The organism is Pseudomonas sp. 3MAES_34.3B (assembly GCF_058145875.1).
On sequence record NZ_CM176960.1, the window covers coordinates 482,843 to 503,915 of the forward strand.

General features: G+C 62.7%; 16 protein-coding genes. All 16 read right to left on the bottom strand.

The window, feature by feature from the left end:
- Window positions 1–104: 104 nt before the first annotated feature.
- The 16 genes from pqqF to AC3Z8Y_RS02215 all read right to left on the bottom strand — a co-directional run bounded on the left by pqqF (window position 105) and on the right by AC3Z8Y_RS02215 (window position 20,532).
- Window positions 105–2,579, bottom strand: a complete 2,475-nt coding sequence (gene pqqF, locus AC3Z8Y_RS02140; protein WP_490088266.1) for a pyrroloquinoline quinone biosynthesis protein PqqF — start codon at window positions 2,577–2,579, stop codon at window positions 105–107.
- Window positions 2,580–2,688: 109 nt separating this feature from the next.
- On the bottom strand, window positions 2,689–3,771 hold the full coding sequence (locus AC3Z8Y_RS02145; protein WP_181113276.1) for a polysaccharide biosynthesis/export family protein: 1,083 nt from the start codon (window positions 3,769–3,771) through the stop codon (window positions 2,689–2,691).
- Window positions 3,772–3,823: 52 nt separating this feature from the next.
- Entirely contained in the window at window positions 3,824–5,236 is a 1,413-nt protein-coding gene (locus AC3Z8Y_RS02150; RefSeq protein ID WP_490088267.1) for an undecaprenyl-phosphate glucose phosphotransferase, read from the bottom strand.
- 62 nt (window positions 5,237–5,298) lie between these two features.
- A complete protein-coding gene (locus AC3Z8Y_RS02155) occupies window positions 5,299–6,501 on the bottom strand; it encodes a glycosyltransferase family 4 protein (RefSeq protein ID WP_490088268.1) in 1,203 nt (400 codons plus the stop codon).
- Window positions 6,498–7,613, bottom strand: coding sequence for a glycosyltransferase family 4 protein (locus AC3Z8Y_RS02160; RefSeq protein ID WP_490089915.1), 1,116 nt, complete (start codon window positions 7,611–7,613; stop codon window positions 6,498–6,500). The genes AC3Z8Y_RS02155 and AC3Z8Y_RS02160 overlap by 4 nt, the downstream gene beginning before the upstream one ends.
- Before the next feature lie 53 nt (window positions 7,614–7,666).
- Complete coding sequence (locus AC3Z8Y_RS02165) at window positions 7,667–8,917, bottom strand: hypothetical protein (protein ID WP_490088269.1); 1,251 nt, start codon at window positions 8,915–8,917, stop codon at window positions 7,667–7,669.
- Window positions 8,883–10,193, bottom strand: a complete 1,311-nt coding sequence (locus AC3Z8Y_RS02170; protein WP_490088270.1) for a hypothetical protein — start codon at window positions 10,191–10,193, stop codon at window positions 8,883–8,885. Before AC3Z8Y_RS02170 ends, AC3Z8Y_RS02165 begins: the two co-directional genes overlap by 35 nt.
- Window positions 10,162–11,409 carry a glycosyltransferase family 4 protein gene (locus tag AC3Z8Y_RS02175; RefSeq protein WP_490088271.1) on the bottom strand — a complete coding sequence of 416 codons (1,248 nt, stop codon included), beginning with the start codon at window positions 11,407–11,409 and terminating at the stop codon, window positions 10,162–10,164. Before AC3Z8Y_RS02175 ends, AC3Z8Y_RS02170 begins: the two co-directional genes overlap by 32 nt.
- Entirely contained in the window at window positions 11,406–12,407 is a 1,002-nt protein-coding gene (locus AC3Z8Y_RS02180; protein ID WP_490088272.1) for a glycosyltransferase, read from the bottom strand. Before AC3Z8Y_RS02180 ends, AC3Z8Y_RS02175 begins: the two co-directional genes overlap by 4 nt.
- A 19-nt stretch (window positions 12,408–12,426) precedes the next feature.
- Entirely contained in the window at window positions 12,427–12,960 is a 534-nt protein-coding gene (gene rfaH, locus AC3Z8Y_RS02185) for a transcription/translation regulatory transformer protein RfaH (RefSeq protein WP_490088273.1), read from the bottom strand.
- A 10-nt stretch (window positions 12,961–12,970) separates the two neighbouring features.
- Window positions 12,971–13,756 (bottom strand): WbqC family protein, encoded by a 786-nt coding sequence (locus AC3Z8Y_RS02190; protein ID WP_490088274.1) that lies wholly within the window; start codon window positions 13,754–13,756, stop codon window positions 12,971–12,973.
- A 33-nt stretch (window positions 13,757–13,789) separates the two neighbouring features.
- Window positions 13,790–16,000, bottom strand: coding sequence for a polysaccharide biosynthesis tyrosine autokinase (locus AC3Z8Y_RS02195; RefSeq protein ID WP_490088275.1), 2,211 nt, complete (start codon window positions 15,998–16,000; stop codon window positions 13,790–13,792).
- Between the two features lie 112 nt (window positions 16,001–16,112).
- Entirely contained in the window at window positions 16,113–17,042 is a 930-nt protein-coding gene (locus AC3Z8Y_RS02200; RefSeq protein ID WP_490088276.1) for a glycosyltransferase family 2 protein, read from the bottom strand.
- Entirely contained in the window at window positions 17,039–18,562 is a 1,524-nt protein-coding gene (locus AC3Z8Y_RS02205) for a lipopolysaccharide biosynthesis protein (protein WP_490088277.1), read from the bottom strand. Before AC3Z8Y_RS02205 ends, AC3Z8Y_RS02200 begins: the two co-directional genes overlap by 4 nt.
- Before the next feature lie 21 nt (window positions 18,563–18,583).
- Complete coding sequence (locus tag AC3Z8Y_RS02210; RefSeq protein WP_490088278.1) at window positions 18,584–19,699, bottom strand: DegT/DnrJ/EryC1/StrS family aminotransferase; 1,116 nt, start codon at window positions 19,697–19,699, stop codon at window positions 18,584–18,586.
- Between the two features lie 65 nt (window positions 19,700–19,764).
- On the bottom strand, window positions 19,765–20,532 hold the full coding sequence (locus tag AC3Z8Y_RS02215; protein ID WP_490088279.1) for a hypothetical protein: 768 nt from the start codon (window positions 20,530–20,532) through the stop codon (window positions 19,765–19,767).
- Window positions 20,533–21,073 lie beyond the last annotated feature (541 nt).

The following is a 21,073-nucleotide window of genomic DNA, read 5'->3' on the forward strand; positions in this document are numbered from 1 at the left end:
CCGGCAATGTTTAGTCCGCGCGCGGGCGCGGACGTTCATGCGAGGTTGGCCGCCATTGTACTCAAAGTAACCAGCCGGTTAGGTGAAAAATAAAGGAAAGCTCATTACCGTTCCGGTAAGAATGTTCCCATTGCCTCCCACCCTTTCGGTGCTTCACCCCCGTTTGCCAGTACCAGCCAGCCATGGTCGGCGTTGGCCAACCGCCAGGCCGCGCTTACCAGTTCGGTAGAGCGCAACTCCCCCATGGCCTGCTGCAAGCGCTTGAGGTAATCCCCGTCGTGGCCACCCAGGTGGGCCTGCCAGAGCGTGTCGGCCAGCTGGCTGGTGTCCATCTCTTCGGGTTTGAGGCGGTTGATCAACGCCTGCCGCTGGCCGAGCAGTTTCTCGCTGCCCAGGTTGCCGATCAGCCGCGGCAGTTGTTTGAGGAACTGATCGAAATGGCCAAGCAACGCGGGCTGGTCCGTGCCGGGTGACTGCACGCCAAACACCAGGCCCGGCAGGCCGGCGATCTGTCGGAAGCTGCTGAATACCGCGTAACCAAGCTGCAACTCCACCCGTAACCGCTGGTAGAACGGCGCTTGGGCGATCTGTGCGATCAACCGCCAAGCGGCGTCCTCGCTGATCGACCCCGGCGGTGCGGGGCAAAACAGCAACAGGGCATGCTCGCTACCGGGCGCAGGCAGCACGCTCCAGCGCTTGCCTTGCATGCGCCGGGCACGGGCAGCCATCTGCGGGTCGGGATGGCCCGGCATGGCCCGCAGCGCCAGGTTGAGCGCACTGCGGCTCGAATCATGGAAGCCCAGCGCCAGGCCTTCCCAGGTAGCCACGCTCCAGACCTTCTGAAGCTTGCCGGGCTGCACGTCTTCTGGCTGATGACGGGCGCTGCCACGACTATTGCCCAGGCAGTGCTCGGGCAACTGGCGCAGCAATTCGCGTATAGGCGTTTGTGCCGGCGGCGTCAGCGGCTCGGTATAGCGCCATACCTCTGGCGGCGGCGCGTTCAGGACGGCCAGCACTTGCTCCAGCAGAGGCGCCATTGGCTCGCTGACGCCGCTGAGGCGTAATTGCCAGTCTTCACCCAGGCTGGTGAACAGCACTTTCACTCCCGCTTGCCGGGCTTCGTGCACCAGCCGCTGCAAAGCACGGTCCAGTACCTGCCACAGGCCGGCCTGGTGGGATGCGCCTACGTTCCAGCGCAACAGCAACTCGGCTTCGTGGGCGCTGTTATCCACACCCTGTGCATAACGCATGGCGCGAATGTCGGCCACCGGTTGATCCGGTCGGCGGCTGGGCCGCAGGAAGCGGTTGCGCTGAGGTAACCGCCAGTGAGCGCCAGGCGCCGAGGCAACAAACGCATCGGAGGGTTTGGGTAGCGGATGAAGCACGCGTTCGGGTCGCAGCTGCGCAAGCAGGGCGCGCAAGGCGACCAGGCCCTGGTTGTCCAGCACTTCGGCATGTTCTTCAGGCTGAGCCAGGCGCCGGGCCAGGGCCAGGGCGCCGCTGGTCAGGCGCTGGCGCCTTTGCAGCAGCGCATACTCCTCACGGAGCATGGGCCAGTCATCCACAGCCTCGAAGAATTCGAGCCAGTCGAATGTCAGCGCGCTCAGGGTGTGCAGGTGCCCTTGGCCATGGGCTGTGAGCGTGAATTCGATATCGATAAGCGCCTGCCCCTGGTACAGGTAGTGAGCGCTTACCCGCATGCTTTCGATCAGTTCGCGCCGCAGCAACTCGGCCTGCAAACCACCGGGCTGGGCGTTGGCAAACCAGGTACTGAAAAACGCCACGGCCGATGGCGCCCCTTCGGGCAGCTCATCGCAGGCGAACGCCAGGTTGAAGCGGCTGCCCCCGACTTGTGGCTGAGCGTCGCCAGTGCCATCGAGCATTGGCGGCGGTGCGGGGCGAAGCCGTGGTTTTCCCCTGGGAAGGATGGCACAGGCACGTTGCGCCAGCCGGATCAGGTAATCCTCTGGCTGCGGGCCCACGAGGGTCAGGGTCATCTGCCCGCTGTGGTAGTTGTCCAGGTGGAACTGGCGCAGCGCAACTTGGAACTCGGGGCGTTCGAGCGGCAGGCTGTAACGATTGCCGGCGTGGAAGGCGCGCAGTGGATGGCGCGCCGACAGCGGGCTGGTCAGCCATAGCTCATGGTGGGCCTGATTGTCCCGGGACCAGCTGATGAATTCGGCGTGCAGTACTTCACGCTCCCGGCGCTGATCGGTGGCGCTGAGCCGCGGGTTGGCGAACATCTCGCACATTCGCTCCAGCGCGCCGGAAAAGGCCGGCACCGGAACCTCGAAGAAGTAGTCCGTGGTTCGCTCGCGGGTGGAGGCATTGAGTTGCCCGCCATGGCGCTGGACGAACGGCATCAATGCCTGATCGCCCGCGAAGCGGGTGGTGCCAAGAAAGAAGAGGTGTTCAAGGAAGTGCGCGAGGCCAGGCCAGGCCAGGTCGACATCGTGGCTACCTGCATCAACCCGCAAGAATGCAGCCGCGCGCTTGAGGCGTGGCTCGTGACAGATACGTACGCGTAGCCCGTTGTCGAGCACCAGAGTCGCGCTGGCGGCTGATTGAGCAGCAGACATGGGGATCCGATCCAGAGGCAACAGGCCCTCATCGTAGCGGATCCCTGAAAGGGAAGGGGGAAATATTGCGTAACGGTACCGACATGGCGTGACCGTTACGCAAGCTTCCTTAGTTGCGGAAGGCAGCGCCCGTGGCAACTACGCTGGCCGATGGCAGCAACTGGCTGATGAAACGGTTCCACCGGGTGATATTGGCAGGCCCCACGAACACCACGTCGGCGCTTTGCAGGTCGAACTGCCGGGCCAGAAGGAAGGCGGTGGGCTTCTTGGCATTGAGGTAGAACACCGTGGGCGGCTGGCTGGTTTCCGGTTGCGCGCTGCGGATCACATAGATCGCCTCGGCGTTGGCGGTTTCCTGGCTGATGCCGCCGGCATTACCCAAGGCTTCCATCAGGTTGAAGGTGCTGCCGCCGTAGTTCATTACCTGGGGGTTATGGACTTCGCCCAGCACGTACACCTTGTTTGCACGGTAGTTGCCCAAGTGCAATTGGTCGCCGTTTTTCAGGTAGATGCGGTTGAGCGGCGAGTCCTTGCGGTTGAGCGTATCGATATCCAGCAGGTATTCCTTGCCATCGCGCTTGAGGATCAACCCGGCAAGGTTGGCGTTGTCCGCCTCGCCACCGGCCTTGCTGATGGCGCTGACCATCGACAGCGGTACGTTGGTCAGCGGCTGCACGCCAGGGCTGCGAAAGGCCCCAGACAGCACCACACGCTGGCTTTCATAGCCCTGCACGTTCACATCCACCTTCGCCACGGTGAGGTACTGGGACAGCTTTTGCTGCAGCTCGGCGCGAAACTCCTCAATCGTCTTGCCCCCGGCCACAATGGAGCTGATGTAGGGGTAGTAGATGGTTCCGTCGCCACGCACCACACGCGCCGCCGAGCTGCCCTGATCCGGGCCCGACGGGGCGTTCAGTTCCTCGTGTTCCCATACCGTTACCACCAGCGCGTCGCCCGGGCCGATGCGGTATTCCTCCGGTTTGTACGTCAGCAGTTCAGCCGGCACGGGCTGTGGCTGGTAGATGGTCTTTTCTTCGTTGACGCTGTTGTTGGTGATCTGCACCACGCGCACCGGGCCGTTGATGCCAGTGTCCTCGGAGGCATCGTCCGGTGTCATGTGTTGCCCTGGGGCGAAGGCACAACCTTGAAGCACCGCGCTCAACAGCATGGCAACCAATACATTGCGATTCATTTCAATCTTCCTTGGAGAAACAGACTTCTCGCGTGAGTAATGCGCGGCGGCATCAGTAGGCATTCTTGTTCACGAAGCCCTTGAACAGCGTGAGCGCGATGATTTTCAGGTCCAGCCATACCGACCAGCGTTCGATGTAATCCAGGTCGTATTCCACCCGTTTCTGCATCTTGTCCAGCGTATTGGTTTCGCCGCGCCAGCCGTTCACCTGGGCCCACCCGGTGATACCGGGTTTCACCTTGTGGCGCAGCATGTAGCAGCTCACCAACCGCCGGTATTGCTCGTTATGCGCCACGGCATGCGGGCGTGGCCCCACGATGGACATGTCACCCATCAGCACGTTGAAGAATTGCGGCAGTTCGTCCAGCGACGTGCGACGCAGCACCTTGCCCAATGGCGTGATGCGCGCGTCGTTACGGCTGGCCTGGCGTACATCGCTGCCGTTTTCCTGAACCGTCATGCTGCGGAATTTCCATACCTTGATCGGGCGGCCATCCAGCCCGTAACGCACCTGGCGGAACAGCACCGGGCCAGGTGAAGTGACCTTGATAGCGAGCGCGATGAGCAACATGGGTACGGCAATCATCGCCAGGATCAGGCTGGAAGCGGCGATATCCTCGACGCGCTTGATCAGGCTGCTCGAGCCTTCCATGGGGCTGTCGATCAGGCTGATGCTGGCCAGGCCATTGATGCTTTCGCTGCGTGCATGCAGCAGATCGAACATGAACACATCGGGGATCAGGTACACCGAGGTGGTAGTGTCGCTCAGCGATTTCACCAGCTCCTGGATCACCGGCTCCTGCACCATTGGCAGGGTGATGTACACCTTGTCGATGCGGCCGTCGCGGGCATGATCGATGAGCTGATCCAGCCCACCGCGCACGATCACGCGTCGGCCGATCCCGGAGAGGTCCATCTGCTGCGGCTGGTCGTCATAGAAGCCGAACAGCCGCAAGCCCATCCACGGTGCCTGAGCCATGGACAGCGCCAGCCGCTCGCCGACCTGGCCGGTGCCCACGATCGCCACGTTGCGCGTGTTGTAGCCGCGCTTGCGCAGGGCGTGAAGGGTGCTGCGGATAACCAGCCGGTAGCCACCGAGTATCGCCAGTACGAACGCGAAGGCCTGCAGGTGATGCGCCGCTGGCAGCGCGCTGTTCTGCGGCATCAGCTGATCGGCCAGCAGCAGGCATACGAACGTCAGCGCCCAGTAAGTGGCCACGCGCCGCAGCTCGCTGCTTATCCGTTCACCGCGCCAGGAGCCGTAGAGTTTGTGGTACTCGCTCAACCAGTGGAATACCAACACGGCCAGCAACACCTTGATCCAGGTTTCGCTGGTAATCGAATGCTGGTTGGCCCAATCGGCCCAGAGCGTACCGGCGACGATCACGGCCAGGTCGAGCAAGCGGTGGGCCAGGGAAAGGAAGGACTGATGAGCGTGAAGAATGCCCTTGTGAGGTGTCGGCATGGTGTCGTCCTGTCAGTGAAACGTGCATCGGTTCAATGTGGCGAATTGCGGGAAAACCCGGGTTACATCGGTGTAACCACCGCCGGGGCGGCCTTGTTCAAGGAGGCCAGGGTGAGGCGTGGCGTAGCGGCCAGGGGTGCCGGCAGGTTGGCCTCGGCGTAACGCACCTCCACGAAGTGCCGGATCTGGCGTTCGAAGCGCCGCTCGCCGAACAGCTCTGCCTGCTCACGGCAGGCCCGCGACGAAATACGGTGGCCTTCGCGCTCGAACGTCTCCACGGCAGCGATCAGCGCTTCCACGCTTTGCTGGGGGTAGAACACCCCGGTAGGCGCTGTATCGTCCAGGCCCCGTACGGTTTCCAGCACTCCGCCGCGGCCGTAAGCGATTACCGGCGTACCACAGGCCTGCGCCTCCACTGGCGTAATGCCGAAGTCTTCCTCGGCGGCAAACACGAACGCCTTGGCGTTCTGCAGATGCTGGCGCAGCACCTCGAAAGGTTGCTGGCCCAGGATGGTCACGTTCGGCCCGGCCACGGCACGGGCCTTGGCCAGCTCAGGGCCGTCACCGATCACCACCAGGCGCTTGTCGGGCATGGCGGCGAATGCCTGCACGATCATCGGGATTTTCTTGTAGGGCACCATGCGCGAAGCGGTGACGTAGTAGTCCTGCTTCTCGCTGTTGAAGCTGAAGCCGCTGGTGTCCACCGGCGGGTAAATCACCGTGGACGGCCGACGGTAGGCCTTGTCGATGCGTCGGCCGATGAAACGCGAGTTGGCCACGAAATCATCGACGGCGGCGGCGGTGCGCTGGTCCCACATGCGCATGTAGTGCAGGATCATCCGCGCCAGCTTGCCCTTGAGGCCGGTGTTCATGCCGCTTTCGGTCAAGTACTGGTGTTGCAGGTCCCAGGCATAGCGAATGGGCGAATGCACATAGCTGATGTGCAACTGGTCGGGACCGGTGAGCACGCCCTTGGCCACCGCGTGGCTGCTGGAAATGATCAGGTCGTAGCCTGAAAGGTCCATCTGCTCGATGGCCAGCGGCATCAGCGGAAGGTATTTCTGGTACTTGGTACGGGCCTTGGGCAGGCGCTGGATGAAGGTGGTTTTCGCCTGTTTGCCACCCAGGCGGGCGCGGTCTTCATCGCTGAGGAAATCAATCACCGCAAACAGGTCTGCCTGCGGCCACACTTTCAGCAAGGACGCCAGTACTCGCTCCGCTCCGGCAAAGGTAACCAACCAGTCATGGACGATGGCGATTTTCATTGGTGCTCCCTGGCGCGCTGTTCAGCGCCTTTAGTGGTGATGTGCAAAGGGGTGCGGCCGTTTGGCTGCAGCGTATCCAGGCGGTCGCTGATCAGCCGGGCCGAGGCCTGCCAGCTGAAGCGCGCCACGTTGCGTAGCCCGAGGGTTCTCAGGTGTTCGCCAATGGACGGGTTGTCCAGCACCAGCGCCATGGCGCGGGCCATCTGGTCCACGTCCAGCGGGTCGAAGTACAGCGCGCTGGACTGCAACACCTCTGGGATCGACGCGGCATTGGCGGCCAGTACCGGGCAACCGCAGGCTTGCGCCTCCAAGGGGGGAATACCAAAACCCTCATACAGCGAAGGGAACACGAAGGCGCTTGCATGCTGGTACTGGTCGATCAGTTGTGCGTCGGTCAGCCGGCCCAGGAAGTGAATCCGAGGGTCGCCAGCGGCCTGTTGCTGCAGGCTGGGGTCAGCGAAAATGCCGTTCGCCGCGCCCACGATGCGCAGCTCCACTTCCGGGTGGCCCTTGAGCCGCAGAAACGCTTCGATCATCCGCGCGAAGTTCTTGTGCGCACTGGGCGAGGACACCGCCAGCAGGTACGGCCGCGGGATTTCCAGGCGATGGGGCTGGAACGCGCCACTCACGGCATTGGGCACCACCAGGATGCGAGCGGACGGCACGCCATAGAACTCGCCGATTTCCCGCTTCGAGAACTCGCTGACCGTGATCAGCGTGTGCGCCCGCTTGAGCATCAGCGGGGTCATCCGGCGGTAGGCGGTGCGAAACGCAAGGCTGTAGCTCTCCGGGTGCCGCACATAGGTAATGTCGTGATGCGTGACTATCTGACGGCGGTAAAAAAGCGGTGCGGTGGCGCACAGCGACAACAACCATGGGCGCCCGTTGCGGTGCAGGTACGCGGGCAGGTCCAGCTGTTCCCACAAGTGCCCACTGTTGCGGCCGATCACCTGGGCGCCCAGGGCGTGTGCGGTTTCTTCCATGCGAATGCCCGGGGGCGAAACAAACACCACGTCATTACGCAAGGTTTTCAGCGCGAGGCAGATCTGCTCGGCAAAACGCTGCACACCACGAAGTTCCTGGGTCAAAAAACGCGCATTGATGACAATCATCTTCGATACATCCTTGTGCAGCGGGTCGGTGTTGAAAGGGCCTGCCTGGCCGGTCATGTTCTTGGGGCGCTACTGTCGTCCAGCCGAATCAGCACCGGCATGCCGCTCACCTGGACCGGATGCGCCGGCGCGCCGGGTGATGAAAGGGTCACAAGGCCGGGCTGCCCCTGTGTCCACACCGCCAGCAGGCGATGGCTGCCCTGGCGAAACTCCAGTTCGATCAGCGGCTCGCTCCCTTTGGCTGCCGGCAGTGGCTTCGCCGGTACATAACGGTAGTGATTGAGCACCGGCGCGATACGCCTGAGCGCGGCATAGGCCGGTTTGATGCTCAGGTCCCGGCGCAACAGGCCGAAGTTGTGTTCCGGGTCAGCCGGGTTGTTGCCATCGTTGCTCAGGTCGTACCACCACAGGCCCTTGATGGCCGGCAGGGTTTTGGCGAGCAGGTACGCCCGCGCCAGCCACTCAGCCTGCGTGGCTTCGTCTATGCCGCACGGGTCCAGGTCACCGGTGCTGTGCCAGGCCATTTCGGTCAGGTACAGCGGGACAGGCTGGCCCGCCAGGTCGTCAAGGCGCGCGGAGACTTGCCGCATCCAGCGAATCCAGCTTTCCGGCGTATTGCCGCCGTTGGTTTTTTCGCAATGCACATAGGGGTGCAGCGACAGCCCGTCCACGTACTTCATCACGCCATTGCGCACCAGCCGGTCGGCAAAACCCACTTTGATGCCACGGGTGGTCACCGCGCCGGCGAGGATGCGCGCGCCTGGGTCGAGGCGCCGTAGCTGGCGTGAGGTATCACGCACCAGGTCCAGGTAGGCCTCGCCAAACGCCGGGGTGATCGGGTCCTCCACGTCCCACTCGTTGTACACCTCGTAGAAACCCACCTGGCCCTTGAGCCGGCGCGCCACAAAGTCGACGTAGCGAGCGAAACCGGCGCGCACGGTCGGCGATACAGGCTTGCTGTTGTTGGAATAGAACCGGTTGCCATACCCCAGCACCAGGATGTTGCTCATGTCGCTGGCGCGCTGCTCGCGCAGGTATTTGTACCAGTCCGGCGAAATCATCAGCTGGCCGGGCAGTTGTTCCACCGTGGACCAGAACGCGTCATCGCGTACCGAACGGATCTGGGCGTCGCGCATCATCGCAAAGGGCGCCCCGACCTGTTTTTGCTGGTTGAACAAGTGGGTACCCACACCGAGGATGAAGTCCGTGGAAGCCGCCGGGGCGTCTTCTGCAAAGGCACCTGCCAAGCAGCACAACAGCAACGCGGCACTACAGAGCGCGCGGCGCAGGAAATACAGGTTCATGGGACAGCTCCCGCAGATACAGCTCAAAGGTCGGAACAGCGGGGCGCCTCAGCAAGTGCGACACGGCCAGGCCAACGGCCAGGGCAGCGACAGGCACCTCTAGAACGTCAGTGGTCCAACTGATCAGGGTGATGCAGAACGTGATCGTCATCAGGGCTCCGCTCATCCAGTCCCGCCGCGCGGCCAGGCCGCTGAGCAACGGCAGCAGGCCGCCGAACAGGAGGATGCCGGCCACCCCCAGGGTGCTCCACAAGTACAGGGCCGTGCTGTCGGTCACCGCGGGCATCTGCGCCGAGTACACCGGAAACAGCGCCACGCTGCTGCCGATCATGCCGAAGCCGGCGCCCATGACGCCCCAACCCTCACGGGTAATAGTGGTGATCACCATCGGCCAGGTATTCACCAGGCGGTCATAGAACGAGGCCATCACGCTGTCCCCCGTGGTGGCGTGGGCATCGAAATCCGACAGTACCGATAGCACAGGCAGGGCGATCCCCATGCCCACCACAAGCAGGAACAGCACCCGGCACAGCAGCGGCTGACGCAGGATGGGCAGCAGCAGCAGCGCGATGGCAAACGCCGCCGCGGTGGATTTGTTCGTGGTCAGCAGGATGGCGCCAAAGGTGGCGGCGAACAGCAGGCTCATCAGCACCCGGGAGCGGGTGAAAGCAGTCAGGTACAGGGCGTAGATAGCCATCATCATGGCGGCTGTGGTGGACATCCGGGCAAACCCGGCCAGGCGGTCGGTGCCTCCGGTCGACCAAGCCGTGTTGCCCCGCAGGGTTGTATCGCCCAGGTTGTAGCTATACCCCTTCCACGGCACGCTGGTGTACTTGTCGAGCAATATCCCTACCATCGAGGCCACCAGGCACAGGCCCACTATCCAGACCATCAGGTGCTTGCGCTGTTGCAGGTACGCCCCGCACAGCATGCCGAACAACAGCGGGCTGTAGATAAACAGGCTGAACCCGACATTGCTGGCGCTGGCCCCATGCAGCATCCCCATCAGGCTGGAGACGGCCAGCAACAGCAACGCCAACCAGAAGCTGCGGCTCAGCCGGGCACTGAACAGTTCCAGGGCAAACAGCGCCAGGCAGGCGGCCTTGGGCAGGTAGAGCAGCGCCGAGGCGCCCGCCATGTCCAGGTAATAGCGAAGCGCACCGGAGAACGTCTCCACGCCCATCAGGCTCAGGGCGGTCCAGGCCATGACCGTAGATTTGTCGAAGGCCAGCCAGGCCCGGCGCTCAACGGCTGTGTACGGCAATGTCGTTGCCATGACGTGGCGACCCCTTGGTAACAACCTGTTTGAAGAGTTCCTGATACGCGTCCAGCATCCGCTCCATGTCCAGCAGATGCTCTACGCTGCAGCGCGCCTGGTCGGTGAGGCGCTGGCGCAGGGCAGGGTCCTGCGCCAGGCGCTTCATGGCCTCGGCCAGCGAGCCAGGCTGTTCGGGGTAGCACAGCAGCCCGTTCACCCCGTCCTCGATGATTTCCGGCAACCCGCCCCGGCAACTGGCGATCACCGGCACCGAGTGGGAACAGGCCTCGACGGCCACCAGGCCGAAGGGCTCGTTCCACACTGAGGGCACCACGGCGACGTCGATGTGGCGGTAGAAGTTTTCCGGAGACTGGTAGCCCACGAAACGGATACGCGGTGTATCGCCGGCCAGGGCCCGGAGTTGCGCCTCGTAGTCGGCCTGCCCGCGCCCGGCGATTTCCAGGGTGGCGGGAAAGTCCAGGGTGTTGAATTGGCGGATCAGCCAGGCCAGCCCTTTTTGCTCCGACAGTGTGCCCAGGTAGCCAAACCGAACGGGCGCCGACGTGGGTTGCGCAGGCGGCTGGTAGGCGGCGATGGCGGTATCGGCACGCGGCGTGGCGTTGTACACCACGCTGGCGTCAGCCTTGCTGAAAAAGCCGGCTGCCCGCACCCGCTGCAACAGAAACTCGCTCACGCCCACCACTGCCGTCACCTGCGTGGAACGCTCGGCATGGCCCTGGCGAAAACTGCGGCAAAGGGTGCAGGGGGTTTTGCAGGCGTTGCCCTTCTTGAACATATTGCTGCCAGGGCACAACAGGTACAGGTCGTGCAGCACCTGGACAGTGGGCAGCCCCGCCTCGGTGATTTCATCCCAGGCCGCGACCGACCAGCCTGCAAGGTTATGGCACACCACCACGTCCACCTTTTCCCGCTTGATCACTTCGCGTACGTACTGACGCATGCCGGTGTTGTAGCGGTCGCGCAGGTGCCAGCCAAGGCGCACCAGCGCGCCGGGGCGTTGAGGGCTGAAATGCCAATAAGCGTTCAACAGCCCGGCCCGGTACACCTTCACGCCGCGAACGTCAGTGACATGCAACCCGGGTTGCGGGCCGGTGGCCAGCACGCAAACGTCATCACCACGCCTTTGCAGCCCTTCCACGGTGCGTTGCAGCACAATCTCGGCGCCCCCGCCAATATGCGGGGCGTACAGGCTGTTAAGGAACAGTAGCTTCATAGCGGATAGGACTCGTGAGTGCCCAGCCGTCCCGACTCACCGTCGCGGATCGCCTGCTCGATAAGGTTCAGCCGCTCCAGCGAGCCCTTGCGACGGGCTACCTGGCGCAGCAAGAAGAGGAACAGCGACCGGTTGAGGTAATACAGCCAGCCAGACGCGGCCCAGACATGCTTGTCGAACCACGCCTGATTACGCGCGGCGTAATAGGCTCGAAACTCCGAGTTACCCAGCAGGAAGGTCTCGTAGATGTTGCCGGTGCGCTCCTTGATGTTCCACGAATGCTCCAGGTCATCCAGCACGGCCTCGGTGGCCAGGAAAATCTCACCCCCCGACGCGGTGATGCGCCAGGTGTATTCGGTGTCGTCGGCATACAGCAGCAAATCGCCCAGTGGCGTGCCGATGCGCTCATACAGCGAGCGGTGAGCCAGCAGCCCGCCATAGGTGGTGAACGGCAGCTTCACCAGCGAGGCCTGCTTGCGCCGGGCGTTGGGCCGCCCCCAAGGGGTGCGGCGCCAGACCTTGTACGGCAATTGCGCGATATGAAAGCCGAAGCAGCTGGAACGCCATTGCACGGCGAACGGCCGGGGTACGCCGGCGGCGATGTCCGCCTGATGCGTGGGGCGGAAGCCGATCACTGCGGCCTTGTCCCAGCCGCGCCCCTGGGCGCACTCGAACAGGCGCTGATGCAGGGCGTCGATGGCGCCGGGCGTGGGTGCGTTGTCGTCATCCATCAGCCAGATGTACTCGGCGCCTCGCTCCAGCGCGGCTTCTATACCCACCTTGTATCCCACGGCCGAGCCGGTATTGGTGGGCAGGTCGATCACTTCTACCTGGCCAGGCCAGGCATCACATAGCGAGCGCAGGTTGTCGGTGGACGCGTTGCTCACCACGATCACCCGCTGGATTCGCCAGCTGCCCAAGGACCGGTTGACCAGCGTTCTCAGGTAGTTCAGGCGCTGCCCGTAAGTCAGCGTCACCAAGGTAGTGGTACCGTTCATGGTGCGTCTGCGCTGCGATTCAGTACGCATGGCTGGCCACCCGTTGCAAGGTCTGGCGCGCCAGTACCACGCGTTGCTGGCGCTGCAGCAGGTTGAGCAGGATCACTGCGCGTTCCTCTCCGTCATTGCACAGGAAGATCGCTTCCATCTCACTGCCCCCGGTGACCACGCGTACCTTCTCGCCGTGGTGAAAGCCCGGTGTATCGGTACTGACATGGGCACGCTGGCGGATTTCGTCGATCAGCTTGTCACTCACCGGGCAAGGGTTGGGGCCGAACGCCACGATGCGCGACACGCCGCGGGTCGATCGGATCGGGTACCAGCTGTCGTCGCGGTGCATATGAATGAACAGGTAGCCGGGGAACAGCGGCTGTTCCACCAGGCGGCTTGGCCGAGTGCCGGCCGGGGTGCCGGCGGAGGTGCTTTCAGTCAGCGGGCGATAGCACTCGAAACCCTGGCGGGCCAGGTGCTCCTCGGCGCGTGCTTCCTGGCGTGGCTTGGTCTGGATCAAATACCAGTTGACGTTCAAACGGCTGGCGACAGCGGCATCCATGGCGTGTGTCCTATGACAGAGAGAGGGGGGCACGGGCAGCGACCGGCACGCTGGCGTGGGCCCGGGGTGCGTCCATGTGCGGCGCGGGCAGCAGCAGGCTGTAGTGGTTAAGCCAGTGGCGGATCTGTTCCACCGGGTTGAACATCAGTACGTCGATGATCGACAGGTGCGACACGAACGGTTGGCCGAACTGGGCATAGCTGATGTCTCCCATGTGATGGAAGCGCAGGCTCAGCCCGGCCTGGCGGAAGCGTTCTTCTTCATACAGCTCGCGCCCGCCGATGGGGTTTATGTAGCGATTGCCGCCCAGACGGTGCATGGTCTTGATCACACGGTCCTGTTTATCGGCGATGTCGCGAATATCCAGTTCGGAGGCCAGCAGAATGGGGGTATCTATCTTCAAGTAAGCGCACACCTGGCGCAGGCTGTACTCCAGATAGCGGGCCAGGTTGGCATCCGGGTAGCGCATGATGCCTTCGAGCAAGGGCATCACTTCGGCCCGCTGTGGCGCGCGTGCGTAGTGCAGCGCTAGCGTCTTGAGCAGGCTGTCCAGGTTGCCGGAGGTGGTGTCGGCCAGGCGCCGCTGGTTGATCGCCAGGCCGTGAACGTCCCGGGCCAGCGGCAGGCTGAACAACCAGGGCTTGCCCCCGCACAGCACACGGTTGCGGTTGATCCAGCCGTCTTTCACGTATTGCAGGTCGTCGCCCAGGACGAACACATCGGCGCCGGCAATCAATTGGAAGTAGCCCAGGTAGGGGAACCAGTAGGGCTGCATCATGGCTATTGTCGTATTCATCCTGTGTCTGTCCCTGGCGAGTCAAATGAACGGTTACGCGCGGCTGTCGCCGTAGTCGTAGCCATACGAGGCGCAGTCGTATTCGGCGGTAGAGGCTTTGCGAACCACGCCGTTGAAGATCGCGCCCTTGAGCGTTACGCCGTTCTGCAACAGGCGGCGGCGGGCCACGTCGATCTCCTTCACGGTGCTCTGCCCGAAGCGGCTGACCATCATGCAAGTGCCTGCCTGACGCCCGACCAGCGTGGCATCGGTCACGGCCATCACCGGCGGGGTATCAATGATCACCAGGTCGTAATGCGGCGCCAGTTCACGCAGCAGCCGAGTGAAGTTTTCGTGCATCAGCAGTTCGGACGGGTTGGGCGCCGCGTAGCCGCAGGAGATGAGCTGCAGGTTCTTCACGGCGGTGTCATGAACCACCTCGGCGAAGGGCAGCTTGCCCGCCAGCGCGTCAGCCAGGCCATGGCGCGGCTGCACGCCGAACTGCTGGTGCAGGTAGCCTTTGCGCATGTCGGCGTCGATCAACAGTACGCGCTTGCCCGATTGCGCATTCACCACCGCCAGGTTGGCGCACACGAAGGACTTGCCCACGCCCGGGGTAGGGCTGGTGATCATCAGAATGTGGTTGCGTGCTTCAGCCATCGCGAAGTGCAGGCTGGTACGCAGGCTGCGCAGCGCCTCCATAGTCGCTTCGCGAGGCGCCACCACACCGAGCAGCCGGGAAGGTGCCTGGCCCTTGCGGGTTTGCCCGCGGTTAAGGCGTTCCTGCTGGCGCGACAGCGGCAGCGAGGCGTACACCGGCAGCCCAAGTTGCTCGACGCTTTCAGGGTTCTCGACGCCGCGGTAGAACGCCTGGCGAACGAAGATGATCGAGATCGCGAACAGCGCGCCCAGCAGCGCGGCCAGGGCCACGATAAGCTTGCGCATGGGTTTCACCGGCTCTTCCACGTTGGCGTCGGCGGCGTCGATCACGCGCACGTTACCGATGTTGCCCGCGCGGATGATGTCCTGTTCCTGCACGCGGTTGAGCAAGTTGGTGTAGGTCTGGGTGGTCACCTGCATGTCGCGGCTCAGGCGCAGCAGTTCCTGCTGGGTTTCGGGCAACTGGCCAACTTCAGCCTGAAGCTTGGCCTTCTGGGCTTCGAGCTGGCCGATTTGCTGAGACATCGCCACCGACTGCGGATGTTGGCGGGTGTACAGGCGATCCAGATCGGTGCGCTTGAGGCGCAGCTCGGATAATTGGTTGTCGTAGTCGACGACCTGGTCCAGCAGGGTACGGGTTTGCTGGCCGATGTCCACGGCATGGGTGCGCAGCTGGAATTCGTGCAGAGCTTCTTCGGACTTCTCCAGCTCGGCGCGTACCACCGGCAGTTGCGAGCGGAGGAAGTCCAACCGTTGAGCGGCCTCGGCGGAACTGCGTTCCACGTTCTGGCGTACGTAGCGGTCACTCACTTCCTTGACCAGCATCACGGCGCGGGCGGGGTCGGTGTCCTGGATGGACATGTACACGATGCCCGAATCCTTGCCGGCCTCGCTGACCTTCAGGCGTTCCTGATAATCCAGTGCGGTGGCCAGCTCGCGGTTACGCACCAGGCGGAACTCGGTGCCCGGGCGCGCTTGCAGGGAGGTGATCAGCAGGCTCACACCATTGCTTGTACTCGCCACGCCTACCTTGCCGTCCAACACGGCGTTGCTGTCAGCGTCCTTCACGCTGTAGCTGCCGTTGGCGCCAGCGACCAGGGTGAGCGGCAGGCCGAGCATGGCCTTGGGCACTTCCAGCGCATCGACGCTGATGGCTTCGCCACCCCAGGCAAAGCGGTTCAACCCGAACAGCGCGGCGGTAACCTGACCCTTGGCGGGCTTGAACTGCCGCGCATACCATTTGCCAATCAACGGCAGGTAGTGGGGGGTGGCGACGATGTCCAGTTTCAGGTCGCTGATCACACGCCCAAGCACGGCGCGCGACTTGATCAGTTCAATTTCGGTGGCCGCTTCGGACACCGAGGTCGGCTTGCTGTTGAACACAGGTGTGGCATCGAGGCCGATCTTTTTCGGCTCGATCTGGATCATCGCGTTGGCCTGGTACACCGGCGTGGCGACGATGGCGTAAATGCCCCCAACCAGGGTGAACAGCCCGACCACCCAGGCGATCAACACTTTGTGGTCGAACAGCATGCGCAAGATACTTGCCACGTCGATCCGAGTGTCCTGCTGATACTCCAGGCTGGAACGGGTCATTGCGGTCATGTGAAGCTCCTGGCCAAGGCGCGCGGCGCTGGCAATCGTGTCCGTGATAATGAAGCAGTGCTTGAAGGTGCCAGGCGGGTGATGCCGGCCGTCAATCGCAGGGCAGGCATCGCTAGCTCCTTCCCATGGGTAGCGCCAGCCGGCGGAACAGGTTGCGGCTTACGTTGGCAGCCACCAGCCCCAGGGCGCTGAGCTTTTGCCAGGGCGATACTGCGGCCAGCGACAGCCCGAATACCTGGGTAAGGAAGTGCTCGTACAAGGGCTGGTTGCCGCGGTTGTGGTAGTAGTTGGCCAGGCAGGCGGCGGTCTGCAGCGACATGTGCAGTTTTTTCTTTTCGCCGCGCATGGAGAACATCCCGCCGCAGTGCACGCGGTAGCCACCGGGGGTGATGTCTGCCAGGTATTTGCCCTTGCCATGTGCGCCGAGCATCGACCACCAGCACACGTCCATCAGCGGCGCCAGTTCGAGTTCCCGGGGCAGTTCGCGCAACACGTTACGGAAGCACGCGGTGAGGGTTGATATGCGCCGGCCTTGCATCAGCTCCACGCTGGTCGCGTCACGCTGCCAGGCACGCCCGAGCTGAAGGCCCTGTTCGCCTTGTTCGCTGACCATCATCGCGTCGTGATACGTGATCACGTAGTCGGGGTGGCGCTCCAGGAAGTCCACCTGCTTTTGCAGCTTGAGCGGGTCGGTCCAGAAATCGTCGCCATCGCAATACGCCAGGTAGCGCCCCTTGGCCATGTTGAACAGGGCAGGGTAGAACAGCTTGCCTTGACGGTACTGGTTCTGCTCGTGAAGCACTGGGCGAATGAGGGTAGGGTAGCGCTCGGCATAGGCTTGGATGATCTCCCGGGTACCGTCTGTGGAGGCATCGTCGTTGATCAGGATCTCGAACGGAAAATCGGTTCGCTGGGCGAGAAAGCTGTCCACCGTCGCGGCGATGAACGCTTTCTGGTTGAAAGCCGGGCAGACCACGCTGACGAGCGGAATCCTTGCCCCGCCCCAGCCTTGCATGATGTCTCGTTCGGTTCGAATGTTCATCGTCCTACGCTCGGTTTGCTGAACAGAAGAATCACCCGGGCGGCGAGCAAGCGATCGCTGCCGGCTACGATAGCCAGGGTGACAAGGCCGCAGATGGCCAGGCTTGCCAGGGTAAGCAGGCGATCTTCGCCGGCCATCAGGCGCACAATCGGTTCGGTCAGCCCGAGGCCCAGCAGGGTCATCAGGCTGATCCGCAGAATGTCTTTCAACCACACGCCATGCAGGGCCGGCGCCAGGTGGTGGTGCACCACGCGCGGCCAGATGGCAAACGACAGCAGCCGCAGCACGAACCACGCGGCAGCGGCGCCCAGGGCGCCACAACTGTCGATGGCCAACACCATCACCGGGACGGTGACGGCTGCGGAGATCACGCTGTACCACACGTGCAGGCGAATCTGCCCGTAGGCGTATTGCAGGTGGTACTGGAAAGTACTGGCGGCCATGATCGCGCTGCCCAGGGCGTACCAGAACAGGATCGGCCTGCCCCAGTCGGCCGCGGCGCGGTCGCCGCTCCAGGCGTACAGCAAGTCGCCGGCGTGCACCGCCATCACGCTCGCCAAGGGAAACAGCAGGGTGCAGGTAAAGCGGCTGGCGGCCAGGTACAGCTGGTGCATGTCCTTGTCCCGCCCCTCGGCCAGCAGCACGGTCATGCGCGGCAGCAGCGTTTGCACCAGCGGGTTGATGAGCATCAGGATCCCGGTTGTCATCAGTGCGACGAGGGAGAAGTAACCGTATTCAGTCAGCAACAGCCGCTCGGACAGCAGGATCTTGTCCAGCTGGGTGAGCACGATCCACAGCACCGAGGTGAACGACAGGCTCAAGGCGAACGGCACGATGGGCTTGACCAGCGCCCAATTGAAACCACTCCACCAACGTGGGGCGGGCAAGCGGCTATAGGCCTTGCTGGCGAAGATCAACGTTTCGATCACCGCCACGCCCAGTTGGAACTTGAAAAATACCAACGCGTCCTGCGATACCACTGCCACCAGGAACAGGCCACCGAAGTAGCGCAAGGTGGTGATCACCACGTTGGCACCGTTGAGCCAGGCGTGCATTTCCAGCCCTTGCAGCCCGCTCTTGTACAAGGTGGCATACAACCGCAGCGCAACCATCCAGCCCATCAGCGTGATGCATTGCACGATGGTGGAGGTGTCCAGCGCCTGGGCATTGAGCCAATGCGCGGCAATCCAGGGGCTACCCAGGTACACCGCCACCACCGTCAGCAGGGTGAGCGGAAGGAAGATCAGTTCGAATGAGCGCAGCAACCAGCCGCCCTCGCGGCAACCCTCATTGCCCGCGTGCTGGTGGTGCGCAATTTGTCGCACCAGCGAAGGCGACAGGCCAACGTCCAGCAGCTGCAGCCAGGTTTGCAGCACCGTGTAGAAACCGATCAGCCCATACACCTCCGCGCCGAGATGGCTGAGGTAGAACGGCATGATCACGATACCGATCAGCAGCGTATAGGCCTGCCCAACGTAGTTGAGGGTGGTGTTGCGAAAAATCGATCGGTTTGTGCTCATGACCGGCCCGGCTACGGATGATTAAAGGGCCCGGCGCAGCGGCGCCAAGGGTAGAAGTGGCGAATCACACTGGCGTAGCAGGGTGTCGACGATGCGTTGCTGAATGTGCCGCCCCAGCCCCGGATAGATCGGCAGGCACAACACACGCTGCGCCAGCCCGCGGGAGATCGGTTGCGCCTGTTGCGGTTGCAGGTAGTCGATGGTGTCCAGGGACGGGTAGAAGTAACGGCGCGGGTTGATGTCGGCGGCTTGCAGCGCAGCCCGGGCCGATAACATGGCCCGGTGGTTGGCCAGGGCCACCGGGAAATAACTGAAGTTCGGTTCGCTGTCAGGCGCCACGCGTTGTAACTGAAGGTAGTCGCCAAGGTGGCGGGTGTAGAAGTGGGCGATCTCCGCGCGCTGTTCCAGGATGAGCTCGATGTCGTCGAGGATGCACAGCCCCATTGCCGCGGAAAACTCGTTCAGCTTGGCGTTGGTGCCCAGGCCTTCGATGGTTTCGTAGTCGGCGATACCGAAGTTGGTCATCAGCCGCACACGCTCGGCGAGGTCGTCATCGTTGGTCACGATGGCGCCACCTTCGATGGTGTGGAACAGCTTGGTCGCATGGAAGCTCAGGGTGGTCACGTGGCCCCGGTTGAGCACCGACTGCCCGGCATGTTGCACGCCAAAGGCATGGGCGCCGTCGTAGATCACCTTCAGCTTGTGGCGCTGGGCCACGCCGTCGATCTCATCCACGGCGCAGGGGTTGCCGAACACATGGGTGGCCACGATCGCGCCGGTGTCTTCTTGCAGGCTGGCCTCGATGCGGGCGGGGTCCAGGTTCCAGGTATCCGGGCAAATGTCCGCGAACACTGGCCGAATGTGCTCCCACTGCAACGTGCTGCTGGTGGCCACGAAGCTGAAGGGCGTGGTCACGGCGCTGCCGGTGAGGCCGAGCGCGCGGTAGGCGACCTGCAACGCCATGGTGCCGTTGCTCACGACCACAATGTTACGCACGCCGAGGTAATCCTTCAGGCGCTCTTCCAGCTCGCAGCACAGCGGGCCTTGATTGGTCAGCCAGCGCGAGGCGTAGATACCGTCCACGTACGCCTTGAATTTTTCCAGGTTGCCCATGTACGACTTGGTGACATTGATCATGCGGATCGTCCTTGCGCAAGCCTTGCGCGGATGGCTGTCGAGGTGACGGCGAAGTCCAGTGCGGGTCAGGCGACGGTGTCGGAACGGGCAACGCTGCGGCGGGCGCGCTGCTGATTGAGTTTGAGGATCAGCCGGGTGGCCAGGCTGCCGGCGTGAGGGTCGCCGTAGTGGAGCAGCGCGGTAGCACGACGTACCTCCGGGCTGCACGGCTGGTTGGCGTGAAGGCTGCGGTAACCCCAGAACAGGTAAAGGTTGCCCGGCACCAGCGGCAGCGTGCGTGGCTTGAACCAGCCCGCCTGGATGCCGTGGGTGAGCACGCGGCGGCTGAGCTTGTTCTGCAGCACGGCCTTTTCAATAACATTGGCCGCCACGCTGGAGCGCACCGAGCGCAGGTTGGGGAACATGATGAGATCGCCGCGTTCCTCGCCTTGCTCCGGGATAAACACGGGTACCAGCAGGGTGACGAGGGTAGCGTCATAGTGGAAGGCGTTGGATTCGCGCGCACCAGTGCCGCCCTGGACGCAGCGCAGCACGGGGAAGATTTCACTGCTGGTGGCAGGGGCGCCGGTGGCGTGACGATGCAGCTGGTCGAGGATCGCTGCCAGCTCGGGGGATGTCGCAAGCCGGGCCATGGGGCTACCGGCAAGGGCCTTCAGGCCGTGGTAGGCGAAATACTGGCCGTGGTGCCGGCCGGCTTCACGCTCCACGTATTGGCGCATTTCAGCCAGGTCGTCGGGTGAAAATGCATGTTCGATAACAGCATGCCCTTGCTGGTCCATATCATTGACCAGAAGTGCAATTGAAGTAGGGTCGTTGCGGAACAATGGCGACATGACAAGACACTCTATCCGTGAATGAACGCTTAACTTTCAAACCGAAGTTGCTGACTTCGGACAAAGCTACCGCCAGATCCTGTAATCCGTTGGACCCAAACTTCGTACTGCCTGTATGTAATGTTTCAGGTACGCTACCGCCCTCCCGTTACAAATCGGGTGCTCATGTAGGCGGGCAAATCAATAACAAGCCGATACCCTGGGCGCTCAAAAAAAGTGAGCGCTCTTTGTGGCGGCTTGTGGGGTGTTCCGGATTTTATGATGGCTGGCGATGTGCGAGCCGACCAAGGTCTTTGCCTTGGGTGAGTGATATATCGGTTTTTAGTCGCTAGCTGTCAATCATTTCGGACGAAAAAAGTGGCGTAAATCCGCTAACAAGCATTGCAGACTTGTAAGTACATGATAAATATATAAATTTAATTTTGACGCCATCATATTAATAGCGTTTTGTCTTGCAATGATGGCCAGCGGGCGGAAATCATTGATTTCTCACGCCAAACGCCGCTGCAGCCCCTCTGGTAGGGGCTTTGAGGGGGTGTCA

What these genes read in the sequence shown, in the direction of transcription:
- pqqF (WP_490088266.1), bottom strand. Translation starts at nt 2,579, where the DNA reads ATGTCTGCTGCTCAATCAGCCGCCAGCGCGACTCTGGTGCTCGACAAC.
- AC3Z8Y_RS02145 (WP_181113276.1), bottom strand. Translation starts at nt 3,771, where the DNA reads ATGAATCGCAATGTATTGGTTGCCATGCTGTTGAGCGCGGTGCTTCAA.
- AC3Z8Y_RS02150 (WP_490088267.1), bottom strand. Translation starts at nt 5,236, where the DNA reads ATGCCGACACCTCACAAGGGCATTCTTCACGCTCATCAGTCCTTCCTT.
- AC3Z8Y_RS02155 (WP_490088268.1), bottom strand. Translation starts at nt 6,501, where the DNA reads ATGAAAATCGCCATCGTCCATGACTGGTTGGTTACCTTTGCCGGAGCG.
- AC3Z8Y_RS02160 (WP_490089915.1), bottom strand. Translation starts at nt 7,613, where the DNA reads ATGATTGTCATCAATGCGCGTTTTTTGACCCAGGAACTTCGTGGTGTG.
- AC3Z8Y_RS02165 (WP_490088269.1), bottom strand. Translation starts at nt 8,917, where the DNA reads ATGAACCTGTATTTCCTGCGCCGCGCGCTCTGTAGTGCCGCGTTGCTG.
- AC3Z8Y_RS02170 (WP_490088270.1), bottom strand. Translation starts at nt 10,193, where the DNA reads ATGGCAACGACATTGCCGTACACAGCCGTTGAGCGCCGGGCCTGGCTG.
- AC3Z8Y_RS02175 (WP_490088271.1), bottom strand. Translation starts at nt 11,409, where the DNA reads ATGAAGCTACTGTTCCTTAACAGCCTGTACGCCCCGCATATTGGCGGG.
- AC3Z8Y_RS02180 (WP_490088272.1), bottom strand. Translation starts at nt 12,407, where the DNA reads ATGAACGGTACCACTACCTTGGTGACGCTGACTTACGGGCAGCGCCTG.
- rfaH (WP_490088273.1), bottom strand. Translation starts at nt 12,960, where the DNA reads ATGGATGCCGCTGTCGCCAGCCGTTTGAACGTCAACTGGTATTTGATC.
- AC3Z8Y_RS02190 (WP_490088274.1), bottom strand. Translation starts at nt 13,756, where the DNA reads ATGAATACGACAATAGCCATGATGCAGCCCTACTGGTTCCCCTACCTG.
- AC3Z8Y_RS02195 (WP_490088275.1), bottom strand. Translation starts at nt 16,000, where the DNA reads ATGACCGCAATGACCCGTTCCAGCCTGGAGTATCAGCAGGACACTCGG.
- AC3Z8Y_RS02200 (WP_490088276.1), bottom strand. Translation starts at nt 17,042, where the DNA reads ATGAACATTCGAACCGAACGAGACATCATGCAAGGCTGGGGCGGGGCA.
- AC3Z8Y_RS02205 (WP_490088277.1), bottom strand. Translation starts at nt 18,562, where the DNA reads ATGAGCACAAACCGATCGATTTTTCGCAACACCACCCTCAACTACGTT.
- AC3Z8Y_RS02210 (WP_490088278.1), bottom strand. Translation starts at nt 19,699, where the DNA reads ATGATCAATGTCACCAAGTCGTACATGGGCAACCTGGAAAAATTCAAG.
- AC3Z8Y_RS02215 (WP_490088279.1), bottom strand. Translation starts at nt 20,532, where the DNA reads ATGTCGCCATTGTTCCGCAACGACCCTACTTCAATTGCACTTCTGGTC.